Source organism: Streptomyces sp. NPDC023541 (genome assembly GCF_055559995.1).
Genome location: NZ_JBVHJO010000012.1, coordinates 55002 through 75086 on the forward strand (window position 1 = coordinate 55002; position 20085 = coordinate 75086).

At 71.8% G+C, this 20085-nt stretch carries 21 protein-coding genes and 1 pseudogene; 8 read left to right on the forward strand and 14 right to left on the reverse strand.

Annotated features, from left to right (window positions below):
• Positions 1 to 15 precede the first annotated feature (15 nt).
• The 5 genes from ACZ3X1_RS26745 to ACZ3X1_RS26765 form a co-directional block, all read right to left on the reverse strand.
• Positions 16 to 1314 (reverse strand): DUF6986 family protein, encoded by a 1299-nt coding sequence (locus ACZ3X1_RS26745; RefSeq protein ID WP_356815867.1) that lies wholly within the window; start codon positions 1312 to 1314, stop codon positions 16 to 18.
• A gap of 182 nt (positions 1315 to 1496) precedes the next feature.
• The gene (locus ACZ3X1_RS26750; protein ID WP_362624251.1) at positions 1497 to 2471 is read right to left on the reverse strand and encodes an electron transfer flavoprotein subunit alpha/FixB family protein; all 975 of its coding nucleotides are present in this window, start codon (positions 2469 to 2471) and stop codon (positions 1497 to 1499) included.
• A 60-nt stretch (positions 2472 to 2531) separates the two neighbouring features.
• A complete protein-coding gene (locus tag ACZ3X1_RS26755) occupies positions 2532 to 3317 on the reverse strand; it encodes an electron transfer flavoprotein subunit beta/FixA family protein (RefSeq protein ID WP_030030595.1) in 786 nt (261 codons plus the stop codon).
• Positions 3318 to 3516: 199 nt separating this feature from the next.
• Complete coding sequence (locus ACZ3X1_RS26760) at positions 3517 to 4056, reverse strand: flavin reductase family protein (protein WP_356811332.1); 540 nt, start codon at positions 4054 to 4056, stop codon at positions 3517 to 3519.
• A gap of 284 nt (positions 4057 to 4340) precedes the next feature.
• Positions 4341 to 4733, reverse strand: a complete 393-nt coding sequence (locus ACZ3X1_RS26765) for a TlpA family protein disulfide reductase (protein ID WP_390076782.1) — start codon at positions 4731 to 4733, stop codon at positions 4341 to 4343.
• A gap of 220 nt (positions 4734 to 4953) precedes the next feature.
• Between ACZ3X1_RS26765 and ACZ3X1_RS26770 the strand changes: the two genes are divergently transcribed.
• On the forward strand, positions 4954 to 5676 hold the full coding sequence (locus ACZ3X1_RS26770) for a lysophospholipid acyltransferase family protein (protein WP_356811333.1): 723 nt from the start codon (positions 4954 to 4956) through the stop codon (positions 5674 to 5676).
• Between the two features lie 52 nt (positions 5677 to 5728).
• On the opposite strand, the gene ACZ3X1_RS26775 is transcribed toward ACZ3X1_RS26770, so the two are convergent.
• From ACZ3X1_RS26775 to ACZ3X1_RS26805, 7 genes are all read right to left on the reverse strand, one after another.
• Positions 5729 to 6142: a hypothetical protein gene (locus ACZ3X1_RS26775; RefSeq protein ID WP_356811334.1), complete on the reverse strand. Its 414-nt coding sequence runs from the start codon at positions 6140 to 6142 to the stop codon at positions 5729 to 5731.
• A 126-nt stretch (positions 6143 to 6268) separates the two neighbouring features.
• Entirely contained in the window at positions 6269 to 6901 is a 633-nt protein-coding gene (locus ACZ3X1_RS26780; protein WP_356811335.1) for a transglutaminase-like domain-containing protein, read from the reverse strand.
• 87 nt (positions 6902 to 6988) lie between these two features.
• Entirely contained in the window at positions 6989 to 8050 is a 1062-nt protein-coding gene (locus ACZ3X1_RS26785; protein WP_467281222.1) for a threonine aldolase family protein, read from the reverse strand.
• Positions 8047 to 8808, reverse strand: a complete 762-nt coding sequence (locus ACZ3X1_RS26790; RefSeq protein ID WP_356811337.1) for an SDR family NAD(P)-dependent oxidoreductase — start codon at positions 8806 to 8808, stop codon at positions 8047 to 8049. Before ACZ3X1_RS26790 ends, ACZ3X1_RS26785 begins: the two co-directional genes overlap by 4 nt.
• Before the next feature lie 26 nt (positions 8809 to 8834).
• Positions 8835 to 10241: a DUF6421 family protein gene (locus tag ACZ3X1_RS26795; protein ID WP_356811338.1), complete on the reverse strand. Its 1407-nt coding sequence runs from the start codon at positions 10239 to 10241 to the stop codon at positions 8835 to 8837.
• A gap of 81 nt (positions 10242 to 10322) precedes the next feature.
• Positions 10323 to 11345, reverse strand: coding sequence for an alpha/beta hydrolase (locus tag ACZ3X1_RS26800; RefSeq protein ID WP_467281224.1), 1023 nt, complete (start codon positions 11343 to 11345; stop codon positions 10323 to 10325).
• Positions 11345 to 12466, reverse strand: a complete 1122-nt coding sequence (locus ACZ3X1_RS26805) for an LLM class flavin-dependent oxidoreductase (RefSeq protein WP_467281225.1) — start codon at positions 12464 to 12466, stop codon at positions 11345 to 11347. Before ACZ3X1_RS26805 ends, ACZ3X1_RS26800 begins: the two co-directional genes overlap by 1 nt.
• A 49-nt stretch (positions 12467 to 12515) precedes the next feature.
• On the opposite strand from ACZ3X1_RS26805, the gene ACZ3X1_RS26810 reads away from it, so the two are divergent.
• Complete coding sequence (locus tag ACZ3X1_RS26810) at positions 12516 to 13160, forward strand: PadR family transcriptional regulator (protein WP_356811341.1); 645 nt, start codon at positions 12516 to 12518, stop codon at positions 13158 to 13160.
• Positions 13161 to 13351: 191 nt separating this feature from the next.
• Complete coding sequence (locus tag ACZ3X1_RS26815) at positions 13352 to 14044, forward strand: glycerophosphodiester phosphodiesterase (protein ID WP_356811342.1); 693 nt, start codon at positions 13352 to 13354, stop codon at positions 14042 to 14044.
• Between the two features lie 33 nt (positions 14045 to 14077).
• Here ACZ3X1_RS26815 and ACZ3X1_RS26820 read toward each other — a convergent pair whose 3' ends face one another.
• On the reverse strand, positions 14078 to 14617 hold the full coding sequence (locus tag ACZ3X1_RS26820; protein ID WP_362624266.1) for a GNAT family N-acetyltransferase: 540 nt from the start codon (positions 14615 to 14617) through the stop codon (positions 14078 to 14080).
• A 130-nt stretch (positions 14618 to 14747) separates the two neighbouring features.
• Between ACZ3X1_RS26820 and ACZ3X1_RS26825 the strand changes: the two genes are divergently transcribed.
• The 4 genes and pseudogenes from ACZ3X1_RS26825 (at position 14748) to ACZ3X1_RS26840 (ending at position 17775) form a co-directional block, all read left to right on the forward strand.
• On the forward strand, positions 14748 to 15311 hold the full coding sequence (locus ACZ3X1_RS26825) for a DUF5134 domain-containing protein (protein ID WP_467281226.1): 564 nt from the start codon (positions 14748 to 14750) through the stop codon (positions 15309 to 15311).
• 82 nt (positions 15312 to 15393) lie between these two features.
• Entirely contained in the window at positions 15394 to 16332 is a 939-nt protein-coding gene (locus tag ACZ3X1_RS26830) for a M56 family metallopeptidase (RefSeq protein ID WP_467281227.1), read from the forward strand.
• 62 nt (positions 16333 to 16394) lie between these two features.
• Complete coding sequence (locus ACZ3X1_RS26835; protein WP_356811346.1) at positions 16395 to 17042, forward strand: phosphatase PAP2 family protein; 648 nt, start codon at positions 16395 to 16397, stop codon at positions 17040 to 17042.
• Positions 17043 to 17144: 102 nt separating this feature from the next.
• Positions 17145 to 17775: pseudogene (locus ACZ3X1_RS26840) on the forward strand (TetR/AcrR family transcriptional regulator).
• An 11-nt stretch (positions 17776 to 17786) separates the two neighbouring features.
• On the opposite strand, the gene ACZ3X1_RS26845 reads toward ACZ3X1_RS26840, so the two are convergent.
• A complete protein-coding gene (locus ACZ3X1_RS26845; RefSeq protein WP_467281228.1) occupies positions 17787 to 19283 on the reverse strand; it encodes an LVIVD repeat-containing protein in 1497 nt (498 codons plus the stop codon).
• A gap of 63 nt (positions 19284 to 19346) precedes the next feature.
• Here ACZ3X1_RS26845 and ACZ3X1_RS26850 point away from each other — a divergent pair, with 63 nt between their 5' ends.
• A complete protein-coding gene (locus ACZ3X1_RS26850) occupies positions 19347 to 20054 on the forward strand; it encodes a DUF305 domain-containing protein (protein WP_467281230.1) in 708 nt (235 codons plus the stop codon).
• Positions 20055 to 20085: the final 31 nt, after the last annotated feature.

The window sequence follows — 20085 nt, forward strand, 5'->3', positions numbered from 1 at the left end:
CCATGGGGTTCAGGGTCAGGCGGTCGCCGTCAGGGTCGCCGAGCGGCGGGGGATCGCGAAGGCGTCGAGCTCGGCGCGGGTCAGACCGGTCAGGGCGGTGACCTCGTCGGCGCCCACCGCTCCGCAGTCGAGGCCGCGGACCAGGTATCCGGCCAGGGCCTTGGCGGTCGCCGGCTCGTCCATCACGTCACCCTCGATCTTGGCCACGTACGCCTTCAGGCGCGCGGCGGCCGCCTCCAGCCCCTCGCGGTAGAAGGTGAAGACGGCCGCGTAGCGGGTGGGCAGGTGCGCCGGGTGCATGTCCCAGCCCTGGTAGTAGGCGCGGGCCAGGGCGCGCCGGGTGAGGCCGTAGTGGAGCTTCCAGCCCTCGTGGACCTTCTCGGTGGTGCCGATCGGCAGCACGTTGGTGGAGCCGTCGGAGACGCGTACGCCGGTGCCGGCGGCCGCGACCTGCATGATCGCCTTCGCGTGGTCGGCGGCGGGGTGGTCGCTGGCCTGGTAGGCGGCGGACACGCCGACGCAGGCGCTGTAGTCGAAGGTGCCGTAGTGCAGGCCGGTGGCGCGGCCCTTGGAGGCCTCGATCATCCGGGCGACGGTGGCGGTGCCGTCGGAGGCCAGGATGGACTGGCTGGTCTCGATCTGGATCTCGAAGCCGATCCGGCCCGGGCGCAGGCCGCGGGTGCCCTCGAAGGCCTCCAGCAGCTTGACGAAGGCGCTGACCTGCTCGGCGTACGTGACCTTGGGGAGCGTGAGGACGAGGCCCTCGGGCAGACCGCCGTGCTCCAGGAGGCCGGAGAGGAAGACGTCCGTGGTGCGGATGCCGCGGTCGCGGACATTGGACTCCATGCACTTCATGCGGATGCCCATGTACGGCGCGTTCGTGCCGTTGGAGAAGGCTTCCGAGACGAGGCGGGCGGCGCGGGCGGCGGCCTGGTCCTCCTCCTCGTCGGAGCGGACGCCGAAGCCGTCCTCGAAGTCGACGCGGAGGTCCTCGATGGGCTCGCGCCGCAGTTTGGCGCGGACGCGGTCGTATACCGGTACGGCCAGTTCGTCGGAGATGCCGAGGACCTTGGCGAAGGTGGCCGCGTCCGGGGCGTGCTCGTCGAGCGCGGCCAGGGCCTGGTCGCCCCACGAGCGGATGGTGTCCGCGGCGAAGACGTCGCCCGGCACGTAGACGGTGTGGATGGGCTGCCGGGTGCCGGGGTCGCCCGGGTAGTGGCGCGCGAGGTCCGCGTCCACCGGCGCGAGGGAGGCGCTGATGCCCTCGCTGACCGCGCCTGCGAGGCTCGTCGCCACCTTCTCCTGCTGACCCATCGTGCACTCTCCTCTTTTCCGCTTCACGGAAGCTTAGATCCGCATAGCAGAATTTAGTCACGCGGTTCCGCTCCGTCAATGGTCCCTCGGCCGTCCTGGACAAACGACTCGGGGCCGCGCGGTGAGAATCACCACACGGCCCCGAAGAAGCGGTGCTACGAAAAGAAGCGCAGGTCAGGCGGTCAGCCCTTGCGCGCCTTGATCTCGTCGGTCAGCTGCGGGACGACCGTGAAGAGGTCGCCGACCACGCCGTAGTCGACGAGGTCGAAGATCGGGGCCTCGGCGTCCTTGTTGATGGCCACGATGGTCTTCGAGGTCTGCATGCCGGCCCGGTGCTGGATCGCGCCCGAGATGCCGGAGGCGATGTAGAGCTGCGGGGAGACCGACTTGCCGGTCTGGCCGACCTGGTTGGTGTGCGGGTACCAGCCGGCGTCAACGGCGGCACGCGAGGCGCCGACGGCCGCACCGAGGGAGTCCGCGAGGGCCTCGATGATGCCGAAGTTCTCGGCACCGTTGACGCCACGGCCACCGGAGACCACGATCGCGGCCTCGGTCAGCTCGGGGCGGCCGGTCGACTCGCGCGGGGTGCGGCCGGTGACCTTGGTACCGGTGGCCAGGGCGCCGAAGGTGACGGCGAGCGCCTCGACGGCGCCGGCGGCCGGAGCGGCCTCGACCGGGGCCGAGTTCGGCTTGACGGTGATGACCGGGGTGCCCTTGGAGACGCGGGACTTGGTGGTGAACGAGGCGGCGAAGGCCGACTGCGTCGCGACCGGACCCTCGTCACCCGCCTCCAGGTCGACGGCGTCGGTGATGATGCCGGAGCCGATACGGACCGCCAGGCGCGCGGCGATCTCCTTGCCCTCGGCGGAGGAGGGGACGAGCACGGCGGCGAGGGAGCCTGCGGCGGACACGGAGTCGTACGCGGCCTGCAGCGCGTCCACCTTCGGTACGACGAGGTACTCGGCGAACTCGGGGGCGTCGGCGGTGAGGACCTTGACCGCGCCGTGCTCGGCGAGCACCGCGGCGGTGGCGTCGGCACCGGCACCCAGGGCGACGGCGACGGGCTCGCCGATGCGGCGGGCCAGCGTCAGCAGCTCGAGGGTGGGCTTGCGGACGGCGCCGTCCACGTGGTCGACGTAGACGAGAACTTCAGCCATGGGACTGCTCTCCTGCTATTGCGAAGTGTCTGGGGGCGTTGAGAGGGATGGCCGAAGCTCTTAGATGAACTTCTGGCCGGCCAGGAACTCGGCCAGCTGCTTGCCGCCCTCGCCCTCGTCCTTGACGATCGTGCCGGCGGTGCGCGCCGGGCGCTGCGCCGCGGAGTCCACCGCGGTCCAGGAGCCTTCCAGACCGACCTCGTCGGCCTCGATCTCCAGGTCCTCCAGGTCCCAGGACTCGACCGGCTTCTTCTTCGCGGCCATGATGCCCTTGAAGGACGGGTAGCGGGCCTCGCCCGACTGGTCCGTCACCGAGACGAGCGCGGGGAGGGAGGCCTCCAGCTGCTCGCTCGCGGTGTCGCCGTCGCGGCGGCCGGTCACGGTGCCGTCCTCGACCTTGACCTCGGAGAGCAGGGTGACCTGCGGGACGCCCAGGCGCTCGGCCAGGATCGCCGGGAGGACGCCCATGGTGCCGTCGGTGGACGCCATGCCCGTGATGACCAGGTCGTAACCGGCCTTCTCGATGGCCTTGGCGAGCACCAGCGAGGTGCCCATGACGTCCGTGCCGTGGAGGTCGTCGTCCTCGACGTGGATGGCCTTGTCGGCGCCCATCGACAGCGCCTTGCGCAGCGCGTCCTTGGCGTCCTCGGGACCGACCGTCAGAACGGTGATCTCGGCATCGTCGGCCTCGTCGGCGATCTGCAGCGCCTGCTCGACGGCGTACTCGTCGAGCTCCGACAGCAGGCCGTCGACGTCGTCACGGTTGACGGTCAAGTCCTCGGTGAACTGCCGGTCGCCAGTGGCGTCGGGCACGTACTTCACACAGACAACGATCCTCAGGCTCACGCCGGCTCTCCTACCGCATCGTCTTTTCGTGTACCGCCTTATGCAGGCAGCATAGGCGCCTTGTCGGGCGGATCCCGATCGGGGCGGCCCGCGCCCCGATGGGAATGTTACTCGTCAGTACACCGTGGGTCCCACCAAGTCGCAAGGTCGGCGAACTGTGATCTGCCCAACGCGCCCGACCCGCCCCAACAGGGACGATTCAGTCGCGCAGCGCGTTGAAGCGCCCCTGGTGGTACAGCAGGGGACGGCCTTCTCCGGCGGGGTCCCCCACGACCACCTGAGCGATGATCACACGGTGCTCACCGGCGGGCACCCTCGCCACCACCCGGCAGACCAGCCACGCCAGCACGCCGTCCAGCACCGGAACCCCGTGCGGGCCGGCGGCCCAGCCGGTGGCGGGCCCGAAACGGTCCGCTCCGCTCCGTGCGAACAGGCCCGCCAGCTCCCGCTGGTGCTCGCCGAGTATGTGGACGCCGAGGTACTCGCTGTCGCGCACCGCCGGCCAGCTGGAGGCACCGGTGCCGATCGTGAAGGAGAGCAGCGGCGGGTCGGCGGAGACGGAGTTCAGCGAGGTGGCGGTGAAACCCACCGGCCGTCCGCCGTCCTGGGAGGTGATGACGGCGACTCCGGCGGCGTGCTGCCGGAATACGGAGCGCAGGAGGTCGGGCGAGCCGGGACGGCCGGCGCGGGAAAGGGGGGAAGCGGCCGTCGGGACCGTCGGGACCGTCGGAGCACTCATCAGGGTTCTGCCTTCTGCCGCAGACGCGCGGGCACAGTGGGGATCACGGGCGGGTCGTTCAGTGATCCTGACAGCGCGCGCTCGCGTGGCGGACGAGGTCCACATGAGGCCGTCCGTGGAGCAGGAGTTCATACCGCATGCGGCCAGCCTGGCGATCTCCCGTGGACCCAGTCAAGCGGGATCGGGCAGATGTCAGGCGCGTCACGCGGTGTGCGGGCGCGCGCACCGGCGCGCCCGGGCCCCCGGTTGCGGGCCCTCCGCCGGCCGCACCGCCCGCCGTCCCTTCATACCGCGGCGCCGAGCGCGGCGATCACATCGGCCTTGCGCGGCATGCCGGCCGCCCGCCGCACGATCCTGCCCGCGGCGTCCAGTACGAGCACGGTCGGGGTCTTCTCGATCCCCAGGGCCCGCACCAGGTCGAGGCGCTCCTCGGCGTCGATCTCGATGTGCGCGACTCCCTCGACCATGGCCGACACCTCGGCGAGGATCCGCCGCGTGGCCCGGCAGGGCTGGCAGAAGGCGCTGGAGAACTGCACCAGGGTGGCCCGCCGGCCCGGCTCCGCGCCCAGTTCCGCGGCGCCCAGCAGCGCCGGCACGCCGTCGGCCCGACTGCCGGCCCGACCGCCGGACCGGTCGTCCCGTCCGTGTTCCCGCCCGAGCACCCGCACTCCCGTCACCGCTGCCGCCTTCGTGTACGTACATGATCGTCGTACGCTCGTACGTGGATGGACGCCCGGCGGGCCCCGGGCATTCCCGGCGTGACGAGAATCTCCCCGGGCACGGGCGTCTGGACTGGCCAGCGGCCCGCGTTTGGGGCACCATCCCCAAGGGTCGCGTACCTACGCTTCCGTAACTTCCGGCCGGGAGCACCTCCCCAGGCAGAAAGCGGGTCTCCCCATGGCTGAGTTCATCTACCCTCCGGTGATCGGTGCCGCGCACGGGCTGTTCCGGGCGCTCGACATCCGCATCGACATGAAGGGCACCGAGAACATCCCCCGCAAGGGCGGTGCGGTCCTGGTGTCGAACCACATCGGCTACCTCGACTTCATCTTCGCCGGCCTGACGGCGCGCCCGCAGAAGCGCCTGGTGCGGTTCATGGCGAAGGAGTCGGTGTTCCGGCACAAAGTGTCCGGCCCGCTGATGCGCGCGATGAAGCACATCCCGGTCGACCGCAAGCAGGGTGAGACGGCGTACCAGCACGCGTTGGAGTCGCTGCGCTCCGGTGAGATCATCGGGGTGTTCCCCGAAGCGACGATCTCCCAGTCCTTCACCCTGAAGAGCTTCAAGTCGGGTGCGGCCCGCATGGCGCAGGAGGCCGGCGTCCCGCTGATCCCGGTGGCGCTGTGGGGCACCCAGCGGCTGTGGACCAAGGGCCGTCCGAAGAACCTCAAGCGCAGCCACATCCCCGTGACGATGCGCGTGGGCGAGCCGATCGAGGCGCCCACGGACCAGTACGCCGGGGCGATCACGCGCCGGCTGCGCGAGCGAGTGCAGGAGCTGCTGGACGCGGCCCAGCGCGCCTACCCGGAGAAGCCGCGGGGTACCGAGGACTCCTGGTGGCTGCCGGCCCACCTGGGCGGTACGGCGCCGACCCCGGCCCAGGTGCGCGAGGCGGGCTGAGCCCCTCCCGCGCACGGTGCGGCTCCGCCCCCGAGGGGAGCGGAGCCACCGTTCAGTGCTGGTGGGGCCGACCGCCGCCCCCGGTGCTGTCGGGAGGGCCGCAGGGGGCTTTGACGCACTGCCACTTCGGTTCCTTCGGGACGTGCGGCCCGTGGTCCGAGCCCTTCCCCGGGCTCCCGGGAGGTCCGCACGGGGCGGTGATGCACTGCCACTGCGGGTTCTTCGGGGTGTGCGCCCCACCGTCGGAGCCGCCCTTGCCGGGACGCTTCTTGCCCCACGCGCCGTCCTTCTTCCACGTGCCGTGGTGGTCCTTGCCCGGCCGGTCCTCGTGCCGGTCCGCCACGACCGCGTGCGCGGTGGCGGGGGCGGCGGCGAACGAGGTCGTGGGCACCAGTACGGCTCCGGCGGCCAAAGCGGTCGTGGCCGCGAAGAGGGCCAGGCGTCGCGTTCGAACGGTGTGGGTCATGGTGGTTCTCCTCCGGCGAGAGAGCGGAACGGACATCTCCAGTACGCCCCGCCCCGCGCCGCGCGTCACGCCCCTGCATCCCGTGGCTTGACGGCCGCCGGCCACCCTGTTACCGGGTCCGGTTCGTCAGCATGTCGAGGCCCGTCCCGCAGCGGACCCCTGGAGCGCGGTCGGCAGCTTCCGCCACAGCTCCTGGCGGTCGGCGGACTCCCGGAGGGCCGTGAGCACGGCCGGGTGGGGGGCGGCGTACAGCTCGGGGTGATCGACCTCGCCCAGCTCCGGGCGGACGGGGAAGGCCAGGCGTTCGTCGGCGAGATCGAACCGCGCGTCCACCCCGGGCTTGTTGCCGCGCGGGTCGAGCCGGCTCCAGCGGTCACCGCCCGGCAGCCGCAGGGCGATCAGCCCGTGGACGAGGGGGTTGGAGCCGTCGTCGTCGGCGAGGCGCTGGTAGCACAGCCCGGCCGGGATCCCCTGGGCGCGCAGCAGGGCGACCAGGGCGTGGGACTTGGCGTGGCAGATGCCGTTGCGCGTGCCCAGCACGTCGGAGGCCCGCCAGGTGACCCGCGGGTCCCCGGAGTCGGCCGAGTGCGGGATGGTGTCGCGAACGTACTCGAAGGCGGCCTCTGCGTATGAGTATGCGTCGCCGGTGGTGGACCAGAGGGCTTCCGCTGTTTCCAGCACGAGGGGATGCCAGTGGTCTATGGCCTCGTCCGAGGCCAAGTACGCGAAGAGGTCGGGATCTTGCTGGATCAGCTGCATGGCCCGGAGCATAGGCATGCCACCCACCGGCAATCAAAGATTTACAGTGAGTGGCATACCTATGCAGTTGTGTGCGACCGTCCGGAACTAGCGGGCGAGTTCCTCCTTGAGGGCCTGGAGGAAGCCGTCCACGTCCTCCACCTGGGTGTCGAAGCCGCACATCCAGCGGACGTCGCCCGCGGCCTCGTCCCAGAAGTAGAAGCGGTAACGCTTCTGCAGACGCCGCGACACCTCGTGCGGCAGCCGCGCGAACACCGCGTTCGCCTGCACCGGGTAGAGGATCTCCACGCCGTCGGTCTCGCGGACCCCGGCGGCGAGCCGCTGCGCCATCTCGTTGGCGTGGCGGGCGTTGCGCAGCCACAGGTCCTTGGCGAGCAGCGCTTCGAGCTGCACCGACACGAAGCGCATCTTCGACGCGAGCTGCATCGACATCTTGCGGATGTGCTTCATCTGCCGGACAGCGTCCGGGTTGAGCACGACGATGGCCTCGCCGAACATCATGCCGTTCTTGGTGCCGCCGTAGGACAGCACGTCGACGCCGACCGTGTTCGTGAAGGTGCGCATCGGCACGTTGAGCGAGGCCGCGGCGTTGGCTATCCGGGCGCCGTCGAGGTGGACCTTCATGCCGAGCCCGTGGGCGTGGTCGCAGATGGCCTTGATCTCGTCCGGCGTGTAGACCGTGCCGAGCTCGGTGTTCTGGGTGATCGAGACGACCTGCGGCATGGCGCGGTGCTCGTCCTCGAAGCCCCAGGCCTCCTGGTCGATCAGCTCGGGCGTGAGCTTGCCGTCCGGGGTGGGCACGGCGAGCAGCTTGAGCCCGGCCATCCGCTCCGGCGCGCCGCCCTCGTCCACGTTGATGTGGGCGCTCTTGGCGCAGATCACGGCGCCCCAGCGGTCGGTCATCGACTGGAGGGCGGTGACGTTCGCGCCGGTGCCGTTGAAGACCGGGAAGGCCTCCGCGTACGGTCCGAAATGGCTGCGGATGATCTTCTGCAGGTGTTCGGTGTACTCGTCCTCGCCGTAGGAGATCTGGTGACCTCCGTTGGCGAGGGCGAGGGCCTCCAGGACCTCCGGATGGACGCCCGCGTAGTTGTCGCTGGCGAAGCCGCGCACTGCCGGATCGTGGTGCCGGCGGGCATCGGTCTTCACGGTTGCGGAGTGAGCCACAGACGCTGTCCGTTCACATCGATGGCGGGCCGTTCCCACACGCCGGCGATGGCCTCGGCCAGCTCCTTCACGTCGGTGAAGCCCGCGAACTTCGCATTGGGACGCTCGGCGCGCATCGCGTCGTGCACCAGTGCCTTGATGACCAGGATCGCAGCTGCCGCGCCGGGGCCCTCGTCACCCCCCGCCTTGCGGAAGGAGTCCGCCATGGCGAGGGTCCAGGCCTCGGCGGCCGCCTTGCCGGCGTTGTAGGCGGCATTGTTGGCCACCGGCTTGTGTGCGCCGGACTGGCTCACCAGGACGTAGCGGCCGCGGTCGCTACGCAGCAGCCCGTCGTGGAACGCCAGCGAGGTGTGCTGGACGGTGCGGATGAGGAGCTTCTCCAGGAAGGCCCAGTCGGCGAGATCGACGTCGGTGAAGGTCTTGCTGCCGCGCCAGCCGCCCACGAGGTGGACCAGACCGTCGATCCGCCCGAACTCCTTCTCGGTGTGCTCGGCCCAGGCCTTGGTGGCGTCCAGGTCGAGCAGGTCCACGGTGTCACCGGTGATCGTGGCGCCGCCGTGGGCGTAGCGGGCCGAGTCCACGGCTTCCGCGAGGCGCGCCGGATCGGCGTCGGACGCGACGACGGTCGCGCCCGCCTCGGCGAGGCGGAGCAGTGCGGCGCGGCCTGCGGGCCCGCCGGCCCCGGCCACCGCCACCACTGCTCCGTGCAGCTTTCCGTTGCCGTTCCCGGAGCCGTTCATCTGTGCAGCCTCCTGTGGGCGAGTGCTCACGCGGCGACCCGCTCGGCGTGCTCTGCGTTCAGAGCGGTGATGCCCTTGGTCGAGGCGATGGTCGCCTTGAGCTTCTTGGCGAGCGCCTCAAAGAACATGCTGAGCGGAAACTCGTCCGGAAGCACGTCGTCGACCAGCTTGCGCGGCGGCTGCGTCAGGTCGAGCGCGTCGGCGCCCTTGGCCCACTTGGAACCCGGGTGCGGGGCGAGGTAGGTCGAGACGAGCTCGTAGGCCTTCAACCAGTGGACCAGCTTCGGGCGGTCGATGCCGGCCCGGTAGAGGTCCTCGATCTCGGCGCACAGCTGGTTGGTGACCTGCGGGGCGCGCATCCAGTCGATCTTCAGCTTGTTGTCCGTCCAGCGCACGACGTCGTGCTTGTGGAGGTAGGCGAAGAGCAGCTGGCCGCCGAGACCGTCGTAGTTGCGGTTGCGGTCGCCCGAGACGGGGAAGCGGAACATCCGGTCGAAGAGGACGGCGTACTGCACGTCACGGCCGTGCTCGTTGCCCTCGGACTCCAGCTTCACGGCCTCCTTGAAGGCGGTGAGGTCGCAGCGCAGCTCCTCCAGGCCGTACATCCAGAACGGCTGGCGCTGCTTGATCATGAAGGGGTCGAACGGCAGGTCGCCGTGGCTGTGGGTGCGGTCGTGGACCATGTCCCACAGGACGAAGGCCTTCTCGCAGCGCTCCTGGTCGTCGACCATGCGCGCGATGTCCTCGGGCAGGTCGATGCCCAGGATGTCCACGGCCGCCGCGGTCACCTTGCGGTAGCGGGCGGCCTCGCGGTCGCAGAAGATGCCGCCCCAGGTGAAGCGCTCCGGGGCCTCGCGCACGGCGATGGTCTCCGGGAACAGCACGGCGGAGTGCGTGTCGTAGCCGGGGGTGAAGTCCTCGAAGGTGATGCCGAGGAAGAGCGGGTTGTCGTAGCGGGTGCGCTCCAGCTCGGAGAGCCACTCGGGCCACACCATCTTCAGCACGACGGCCTCGAGGTTGCGGTCCGGGTTGCCGTTCTGCGTGTACATCGGGAAGACGACGAGGTGCTGCAGGCCGTCGGCGCGCTCGGCGGCCGGGTGGAAGGCCAGCAGGGAATCGAGGAAGTCCGGCACGCGGAAGTCGTCCGCGGCCCACTTGCGCAGGTCGGCGATGAGCGCCCGGTGGTACGCGGCGGCGTGCGGGAGCAGCGGGGACAGCGCCTCGACGGCGCCGATCACGCGCTCGACGGCGGCCAGGACGGTGGCGCGGGCGTGCTCGCCCTCGGCCTCGAAGTCGATGGAACCGTCGGCCGCCTGCCAGGGCCGGATCTCCTCCACGGCGGCCTTGAGCTCGGGCCACGCAGGGTGGTCTACCACCCGCGCCCCAGCGGATATCACGGCACCGCCGACGCCCGGCACAAGAGTTTCCGTCATGTCACTTCCTCCACAGGAGAACCTCACGTCCGCACAGCGTATGCGTGCGAGGCTCTCCCGCTCAAGAGGCAATTCGGGAAATTATCCTGCGTCACCCCCTCCTTCACCGAAAGTCTTCCCGTTCGTCAGGGTGGAACTGATAGCTCCGCCCAGTCGCGCCAAGGCTTCACATGCCTGTGGCAGTACCCCGGCCAGTCCCAGGAAGCCGTGGAACATGCCGGGGTGGCTGTCCAGAACCGACCGGATCCCGCTCCGCGTCAGCCGGCGGTGGTAGGCATGGCCGTCGTCCCGCAGCGGGTCGCACCCGGCGACCACCAGGTGGGCGGGCGGCAGCCCGGTGAGGTCCGCGCGCAGCGGGGAGGCCAGCGGGTGAAGGCCGTCGCCGCCGGGGCCGAGGTACTGCTCCCAGAACCAGCGCATGTGCGCGGCGGTCAGGAAGCAGCCCTCGGCGGCGGTCCGGTACGAGCCGCGCTCCCGGGAGGCGTCCAGTGCGGGATAGGCCAGTGCCTGGAGCGCGACGGCCGGTCCCCCGCGCTCGCGGGCGAGCAGCAGCGAGGCGGCCGCCAGGTTGCCGCCGGAGCTGTCCCCGGCCACGACCAGGGCCGCCGGATCGCCGCCCAGCTCGTCGAGGTGGCCGCCGGCCCAGCGCAGCGCCGCGTACGCGTCCTCCACGGCCGCCGGGAAACGGTGCTCGGGGGCCCGCCGGTAGTCCACCGAGACCACGGCCGCGCCGGCCGCCCGCGACAGGTGGCGGGCGGTGGTGTCGTGGGTGTCCAGGTCGCACAGGACCCACCCGCCTCCGTGGCAGAACACCACCGTCGGGCGGGGCGCCGGCCACCGCTCCGGGTCGGGCAGGTAGATCCGCACGGGTACGGGCGGGGCGCCGGGCGGCCCGGGGACGGTGCGGTCCCGGGTGGCCCCGACGCGCGGCCGGCCGGCGGGCGGACGGGAGGCGGCCGCCAGGATCCGCCGGGCCTCGTCGGCGCGGGTGACGCCGCGGCCGAGGTCCGGGAACGCGGCGGCGAGGGCGTCGACGTGGGGCACGGCGGCCGGGTCGAGGCGGCCCCGGCCCCGGTCCCCTTCCCGGCCCGTGGCTGCGGCCATCACCGGCTCCGGAAGTGCGGGATGACCTTCTCGCCCCACTGGCGCAGGGTCTCCATGCACACGTCCTGCTCCACCGTGCCCATCTGGATCAGGCACATGATCTCGTCGGCCCCGGCCTCCCGGAGCCGCTCCACGTAGGCGATGGCGTCGTCGGCGGTCCCGTAGGCGTGGTCGGCGTTGAAGGTGGCCGCCGAAGTCGGCCGGACCGGGATGTCCAGCTCGTGCAGCCGCGCCACCACCTGCTCGGCGGCCCGGCGCATCTCCCCCGCCTCGTCGGCGCCCGCGACCACGGCCTCGTCCGGGACGCCCGCGCCGCCGTACCAGTGGCCGATGGACTGCGCGAAGAAGCGCTGGCCCCGGATGCCGGTCCGCCGCGCCTGCTCGCCGTCGTCGAGCACGATGGTCGGACACAGCACGGAGAAGTGGTCGTTCACGACCGTGGACACGAAACGGCTCCCGTCCCGCCCGGCGATCGCGGCGTCGTAGACGGACCGCATCCGCGCGATCGAACCGGGTCCGGCGAAGCCCATCACCAGCGCCCCGATGCCCAGTTCGGCGGCCTGGACCAGGGTCTCGCCGCGGCTGCACGCCAGGAACAGCGGCGGGTGCGGGGTCTGCCGCGGCCGCGGCAGGATGGGGTGCGGATCGATGTCGATCAGTTCGCCGTGGTACTCCAGCTCCTCCTCCTGCCAGGCCCGGCCGATGATCCGCAGGGCCTCCTCGACCTCCGCCGCGGTCCGCTCCTTGTCCACCCCGCACAGGGAGGTCTCCTGTTCGGTGCCGCCGCGCCCGGCGCCGAGGTCGAGGCGCCCGCCGGAGAGCAGGTCGAGCATCGCGGCCCGCTCGGCGACCCGCACGGGGTGGTTGAAGTTGAAGGGCATGCACACCACGCCGTGCCCGATGCGTATGGTGTGCGTCCTGGCCGCGACCCAGGTCAGGAAGATCTCCGGGGCCGACATGTGCGCGTACCACTTCAGGGAGTGGTGCTCCACGGCCCAGATCCGGTCGAACCCCATGCGTTCGGCGAGCACCGCCTGCTCGACGCAGTCGCGGATGAGCCGGTGCTCGCGCTCCACCGTCGGATCGGCCAGCTGCGCTTCGAAGATGACGGAGAACTTCACGGTGCCTCCAGGGTTGCGTCCCGTGCCCGGTCTTACTTCAATGCGGAATATGACTAGTAGTCACACGTCGAAGAAGCAAGAGAAGAAGCAGGGCCCGGGCCTTCCGCCGACCGCCTGGGCCGTTCTCGGCCTGCTGTCCTTCCCCGGCGAGCGCACCGGCTACGAGCTGAAGAAGTGGGCGGACTCCTCGCTGCGCTTCTTCTACTGGTCACCGGCCATCAGCCAGATCTACGCGGAGCTGCGCCGTCTGGAGGAACTGGGGTACGCGTCCTCCGCCCGCTCGGGGCCCGAGGAGGTACGGGCCAAGCGCCGCTACTCCATCACCGCAGCCGGGCGCGGGGCGCTGTCCGGGTGGGCCGCCGACACCGCGGAGGCGGGCCCCCCGGTGCTCAAGCACGGGCTGCTGCTGCGGATCTGGCTCGGCCACCTGGCCGAACCGGCGCGGCTGCGCGCGATGGTCGGCGAGCACCTGGAGCGCACCCGGGGCGAACTGGCCGCCGTACGGGAGGCCATGGAGCAGGCGGCCGGCGTGGCGGAGTGGGCCTTCCCGGCCCTCGCGCTGCGCTGGAGCGAGCGGCAGCACCTGGCCGAACTGGAGCTGGGCGAGGCCCTGCTGGACGACCTCGCGCAACTCTCCCCGCGGGAGGCGGCGGGTGGGCGTCAAGGCGGTGGGGACTCGCCCACGCCCGGGTGACGCGGCGGGGCCGCGGAAGGCCCGCCGGGGGCGCACAACCCTGGCGGGAAGCGGTCGGTGGCGCTTCCGCGGGTGCGTGCACGCACGGTCCCTATCCACGACCGGCGCACTAGCATGCGACCTCATCGCGCGCGGCCGGTAGGGACACCGCGACCGCGCGGGGAGCCGCCGTCGACGGAAGCGAGAGAACCTTGACTTTCCTCACCATCGGTCACCGCGGGGTCATGGGTGTCGAACCGGAGAACACCCTGCGGTCGTATCTCCGAGCGGAACGTTCCGGCATGGACGCCATCGCCCTGGACCTCCGGCTGAGCAAGGACGGCGTCCTCGTCGCCGTGCACGACGCCGAGGTGGACCGGACCACCGACGGCTCCGGGGCCGTCGCCGACCTGACCCTGGCCGAACTGCGGGGGCTGGACGCCGGTCAGGGCGAGCGCGTGCCGGTCTTCGAGGAGGTGCTGGACGCGGTGCGGACGCCGCTCCAGGTGTCCGTCGGGGAGCAGGCCGCGGCCACGGCGCTCGCGGAGCTGGTCCTGCGCCGCGACCTGGTCTCCCGGGTGGAGATCGCCTCCGCCGACGGGGCGCTGCTCGCCGAGGCGGCCCGGCGGGTGCCGGGCGTGCGGACCGCACTGTTCGCGGAGCCCCTCGGCGGCGACACGGAGGCCGTCGTGAACCGGGCGCGGGCCGCGGGCGCGGCGACGATCTCCCTGGACATCCACCGCATCGCCCTGGAACTCGTGGAAGCGGCCCACGCGGCGGGCCTGCGGGTGACCGGCCTGGCGGTCGACACCCTGGACCGGCTGCGGCTGGCACGGGCGCTCGGACTGGACGGCGTGACCACGGGCTTCCCGGAGATCCGCAGCACGGGCCGTTTCACCGCCTGAGCGGCCGGGGCGGGCAGAGCGTGCGTCCAGGACCTAGAGCGGCTTGACCAGCAGTTCGAAGGCGAGGTCGTCGCGCAGCGGGATGCCGAAGCGCTCGTCGCCGTACGGGAAGGGGCTCAGCTCGCCGGTGCGCCGGTAGCCCCGGCGCACGTAGTAGGCGATGAGCTCCTCCCGTACGTTGACCACCGTCATCCGCATCTCGTCGGCGCCCCACATGTCGCGGGCGCGGCGCTCGGCCTCGGCCAGGATCTCCTTGCCGAGGCCGCCGCCCTGGAGGCCGGGGCGGACGGCGAACATGCCGAAGTAGGCGTGGTCGCCGCGGTGTTCGATGTGGCAGCAGGCCACGAGCTCGCCCGCGCGCTCGACGACGAGAAGGACCCCGTCCGGGCCGGCGATGACGGCGCGCACCCCGTCCGGGTCGGTGCGCTGTCCGTCCAGGTAGTCGGCCTCGGTGGTCCACCCGGCCCGGCTGGCGTCCCCGCGGTAGGCGGACTCCACGAGCGCCACCAGTTCCGGTACGTCCGCCTCGACGGCGCTGCGGAAGCTGAGGGCTGCGGACTGGGCGGTCGACATGGGCGCTCCGTTCGGTGCGGTGGCATATGACATGCCTGGGACGGCGGGGAGAGCCTATCCCGGAGCCGCGTGAGCCCCGCGCGAGAAGGGCATCTCTCCCCGTGACGCCGACGAACCGGGAGGTTCCGCCGTGCACGGATCCGCCTCGCCCCTGTCCGCCTCCGTCTCCTCCTGGCTGCTGGTGCTCCTGTGCGCGGTGAGCGGTGCGTACTGCCTGCGGCGGGTACGCGGGTGGGGTGGAGCCGCCGCCGGTGAAGCGGTGATGGGGTTCGGCATGGCGCTGATGGCGGTGCCCCTGGGGGGCGGCGGCGAGTGGCGGACGTCCGTGCTCGGCGCGGTCTTCTGCGCGGCGGCCCTGCACGCCCTGTGGCTGCTGCGGGGCGGGGCGCACCACGCGCACCACCTGGTCGGGTCGCTGACGATGGTCTACATGGCCGCCGCGGCGGGATCCGGGCACGGGCACGGCGCGGGGCTGCCGCTGCTGACGGGCGCGCTGCTGCTCTACTACGCCGGCTACGTGGTGCTCGGCGGAACGCGGCTGATCACCGCGGGCGGTTCGGCCCCCGGGCCCCCCGGGCCCGTCACGCAGGCCACGCACGCCGCGCACGCCGACCAGGCCGCGCCCACGGAGCTGATCAGGGCCTGCCGACTCGCCATGGGAACGGGGATGTTGGCGATGCTGCTGTCGATGTGACGGCGTCCGGGAAACGTGTCCTGCGTCACCAATGCCGCCGTCCCATACCCGCAGGTAGCCCCTCGCTCATAGGCTGGTGGCCATGATGGTCCCCGCCGCTCTCCTGATGCTCGGCGTCCTGACCGCGGTGCTCGCTCCCCGTCTGCTGGCCCGGGCCCAATGGACCGAGCGCGAACCGGTCGTGGCCCTGTGGGTGTGGCAGTGCGTCGTCGGGGCGGTGCTGCTGTGCTTCGGACTGTCCATGCTGCTGAGCGCCGCCGCGGCCTGGCAGGCGGTCCGGGGCCGGCTCTTCGCCGTCGCCCCGCACGGGGTGGTCGACGCCTACGCCCTGGGCGCGTCCGGCGGCCCCTGGGCCGCCGGGACCGCCCTCGTCCTCGCGGGCGGTGGCCTGTGGACCGCGGCGATGCTGACCGGGGAGGTCCTGCGGGCCCGGGCCCGGCGGCGCGCGCAGGGCAACGAGCTGCTGGAGCGGGCCCCGCTGCTGCCCGGGGAGGACCCCGCCGGCGCACGGCTCGTCGTACTGGAGGGCCCGCGCCCGGACGCCTGGTGGCTGCCGGGAGCGGCCCCGCAGCTGGTGGTCACCACGGCGGCGCTGGGCCGGTTGAAGGGCAGCCAACTGGACGCGGTCATGGCGCACGAGCAGGGGCACGCGGCGGCCCGCCACGACTGGCTGCTGCACTGTTCGCGGGCGCTGGCCCGGGGCTTCCCGCAGGTACCGGTGTTCGCGGCCTTCGAGGCGGAGATGCACCGGCTGGTGGAACTGGCCGCCGACGACATGGCCTCGCGGCGGTTCGGGCGGCTGACGGTCGCGCTGGCGCTCGTCGGACTCAACGAGGACCGCGGGGTGTTCGCCGCCTCCTCGGCGGCCCAGGCGCACGTCCCGCAGCGGGTGCGCAGGCTGCTGTCGGCGGCGCCCCGGCTCTCGCCCGGCCGCCGGCTGCGGCTGACGGCGCTGGCCACCCTTGCGCCGGCGATCCCCCTGCTGGTGGCCTTCGTACCGGGGCTGAGTGCGCTGACGTGAGCGGACACCCCGTCGGGGTGTCCGGCTACCGCACGGGCGGCCGCCGGTGCAAGGATCCCCGTATGCGGAACGATCACTTTCGGTGGGTGGGGATCGGCTGCGCGCTGCTCGGGGCGGTGTTGACCGCCCTGGTGGTGGCGGGCTGGCAGCCGCTGCTGGCCTGGGACGGCCGGGTCGCGCAAGACCTGCACGCCCACGCCGTCGTCCACTCGGGGGTCACGCGGTCCATGCGGGTGCTCACCGACTGGGTCTGGGACCCGTGGGCCATGCGGGCGCTGGCGGCGGTCGCCTGCTTCCTGCTGTGGTGGCGGGGCGACCGGGAGAGGGCGCTGCGGGTGGCGCTGGCCGTGGTGGCGGCGACGGTGGTGCAGCAGGGGTTGAAGGCGGCGGTGGGGCGGGAGCGTCCGGTGTGGTCGGACCCGGTGGACTCGGCGCACTACGCGGCCTACCCCTCCGGGCACGCCCTGACGGCGACGGTGGTGTGCGGGATGCTGCTGTGGCTGATCCCCCGCCCGGCTCCGCAGTGGGCCCCGGCCGCCTGGGCCTTGGCGGCCCTGTCGGTGCTCGGCGTCGGTTTCACCCGGCTCCACCTCGGCGTCCACTGGTTCTCGGACGTGGTGGCGGGCTGGCTGCTGGGCGCGGCCCTGGTGGTCCTGGCGACGTCGGCATGCGTACGGCGCGGGCGCGACGGCGAGCGGCCGGAGCGCTGAGGATGCGGCGCGCCTGCCCTGGATGATCCCCCGTGTCACCCAGAGCAGGCGACCCCGTGCGCTGAGTACATTGGCCGTGAGCCAGTCAACGCAGGAGTAAGCATGTCCCCGCGCAGCGCATCGGTCAATGAAGAATTGCGCAGACGTTCCCGGGGAGCGGCTGCTGCAGTCCACGGTGGAACTCGTCGCCGAGCGCGGCTACGAGGCCACGACGCTCGGCGACATCGCGGACCGGGCCGGCACGGCGCGGGGCCTGGTCTCGTACTACTTCCCGAGCAAACGGCAGTTGCTGCAGTCGGCCGTGCACCGGTTGATGCACCTCACCCTGCACGCCGCGCTGGAACGGGAGCCCCGCAGCGAGGACGGGCGCGAGCGGCTGGCGCGCGCCGTCGACGCGGTCCTGGGGCTCGCCCGGGACGAACCGCTGCTCATGCGGACGCACGTGGCGGGCATCCTCGCGGCCGACGGTTTCGTGCAGTGCCCGGAGCAGCGGCGGCTGGCCGAACTGCTGCGGGACACCCTCGGCCGGTACGGCTCGGCCGACGTGGACGCTGACTATCCGCTGCTGCGCGCCCTGCTGATGGGCGCGGTGGTGGCGGTCCTGCTGCCCGGGGCCCCGATGCCGGCCGTCCGGCTGCGGGCGGAACTATTCCAGCGCTACGGGCTGGACTGGGAGCTGGGTGTCCCGCCGGACGGCGGACCGCCCGGCGGAACGTCTCCCTCACACCTCTGACCTCACGCGGTTCAGTGGTATTCGGGCTGGGTCTGCACGTTGAGCCGGTCCATGCGGACCCACTTGGCGCTGTCGGTGCGCCGGTCGTCGAGCCGCAGCACGTCGAGGCCCTTGGCGATGTCGTTGGAGTAGATGTGCCCGTTGTAGTAGTAGGCCGACCAGGATCCGCCGAGGCCGAGCCGGTCCGTCGTCAGCGGTCCGCGCTCGAAGTAGGCGATCTCCCTGGGCCGGTCGGAGTCGGTGAACTCCCACACCGAGACACCGCCCTGGTACCAGGCCTGCACCATGATGTCGCGGCCGCCGCCGACCGGGACCAGCGAGCCGTTGTGGGCCACGCAGTTCTCGGTGTCGGCCTGGTGGCGCGGAATCTTGAAGTAGCTGCGGAAGGCGAGTTTGCGCTGGTCGCCGCGGCCGGTGATGTCGTAGATCCCGTCAGCGCCCCGGTCGGGGCCGGTGGCCTCGTTGCAGGTGGCGCCGCCACCGCCGCCGAGTTCGTCGGTGAACACCACCTTGTTCGCCCGCTCGTTGAAGGTGGCCGAGTGCCAGAACGCGAAGTTCACGTTGTCCTGCACCCGGTCGATGACGCGCGGCTGCTCGGGCCTGCTGATGTCGAAGAGGATGCCGTCGCCCATACAGGCGCCGGCGGCCAGGTCCTTCGACGGCAGCACGGTGATGTCGTGGCAGCCCGTCGTCTTGGAGACGCCCGGGTTGGTGGGCGCGCCCGGGTTGCCGCCGTCGGGGAAGAGCACCGGGAAGGCCACGACCGCGGCCTTCGTCGGACTCTTCTTCGGGACCTTCACCACCGAGATGCCGTCGTGCGGCGGCTTGCAGTCGGGGAAGGCCTCGTTCGGGGAGTAGGAGGCGACGTAGAGGTAGATGTCCTTGCGGTCCGGGACCAGGGTGTGCGTGTGGGAACCGCAGGCCGTCTCGACGGACTTGATGTAGCGGGGGTTCTTCTTGTCCTTGATGTCGAAGATCTTGATGCCCTCCCACGAGGACTTCTCCGTCGCCGGCTGCGAGACGCTGTTGCAGGAGTCGTCGCTGCGGGAGGAGTCGGTGGAGAGGAAGAGCAGGTCGCCGTCGACGGAGATGTCGTTCTGCCCGCCGGGGCAGAGCACCTCGGTGACCTTCTTCGGCGCCTGCGGGTTGGCGATGTCGTAGATCGTGAAGCCGTTGTAGCTGCCCGCGTAGGCGTACCTGCCCTGGAACGCGATGTCCGAGTTGATCACCGCGGGGTCGGTGGAGGGGATGTTGGCCAAGGGTTTGATGTTGGCGCTGTGCACGATCTCGTCCTGGCCGGGGATGCCGCCCGAGGCGAGTTCCCCGCCGTCGGAAGGGGCGGCGCTCTGGTGGTTGCCGTGGCCGGGCGCCAAGTCGCCCGGGTCGGGGGTGGCCGCCGCCGGTCCGGCGGCCAGGAGGGTCGTGAGGAGTCCGGCCGCTGTTGCGACCACCCCCACCCTCCTCTTGTGCGCTCTCCTGGTGTGTAGCGAGGTCACTGTGCCTCCCATGGGAGCCCGATCGGTTCCTTCCGCGGGGGAACGGAACCAGGACCCCGGCAGTATCTTCCCTTCATGGACATGGCAAAAGACCCCCGGGGCCGCGAGGCCTCGACCCTGCGGCCCCTCCGGTTCGCCGCGGCGATGGCGACCGCCGGCCTCCTGCTGACACTCACCGCCTGCCAGGACGACGGGGCGGACCGGGCCGACGACGGGCGGGCCCCGATCGTCGCGCCGGGCCGACCGGGCGAGAAGTCACGCACCCTCACCCCCGAACAGGCCGCCAAGGCGAAACCCGACGACAGCCCGAACGCCGCCGACCACTCCTACGTGCAGCGGATGATCGAACACCACCGGCAGGCGCTGACGATGAGCGCGCTGGCACCCGAGCGGGCCTCGGCCGATCCGGTCAAGCGGCTCGCCGAGCGGATCACGGCCGCCCAGAAGCCCGAAATCGGCGCGATGCAGAAGTGGCTGGCCCGCCACCCGGCACCGTCGGCGGGCACCGGCGGACCCTCCACCGGTCACGGCCACGGCCATGCCCAGGACCACGGTTCGATGCCGGGCATGGCGACCGAACAGCAGCTCAAGGAACTCACCGACGCCAGGGGCGCCGACTTCGACCGGCTCTTCCTCACCCTGATGACCGCTCACCACGAGGGGGCCCTGACGATGGCGGGCGAGGCGCTGGCCGGCGGGAACAACCTGGCCGTCGAGGAGATGGCCAACGAGGTGGTGGCCACCCAGAGCGCCGAGATCCACCGGATGCGCGCGATGGGCTGACTGACGCCAGGGCCGGTGTCATGCTGGGACC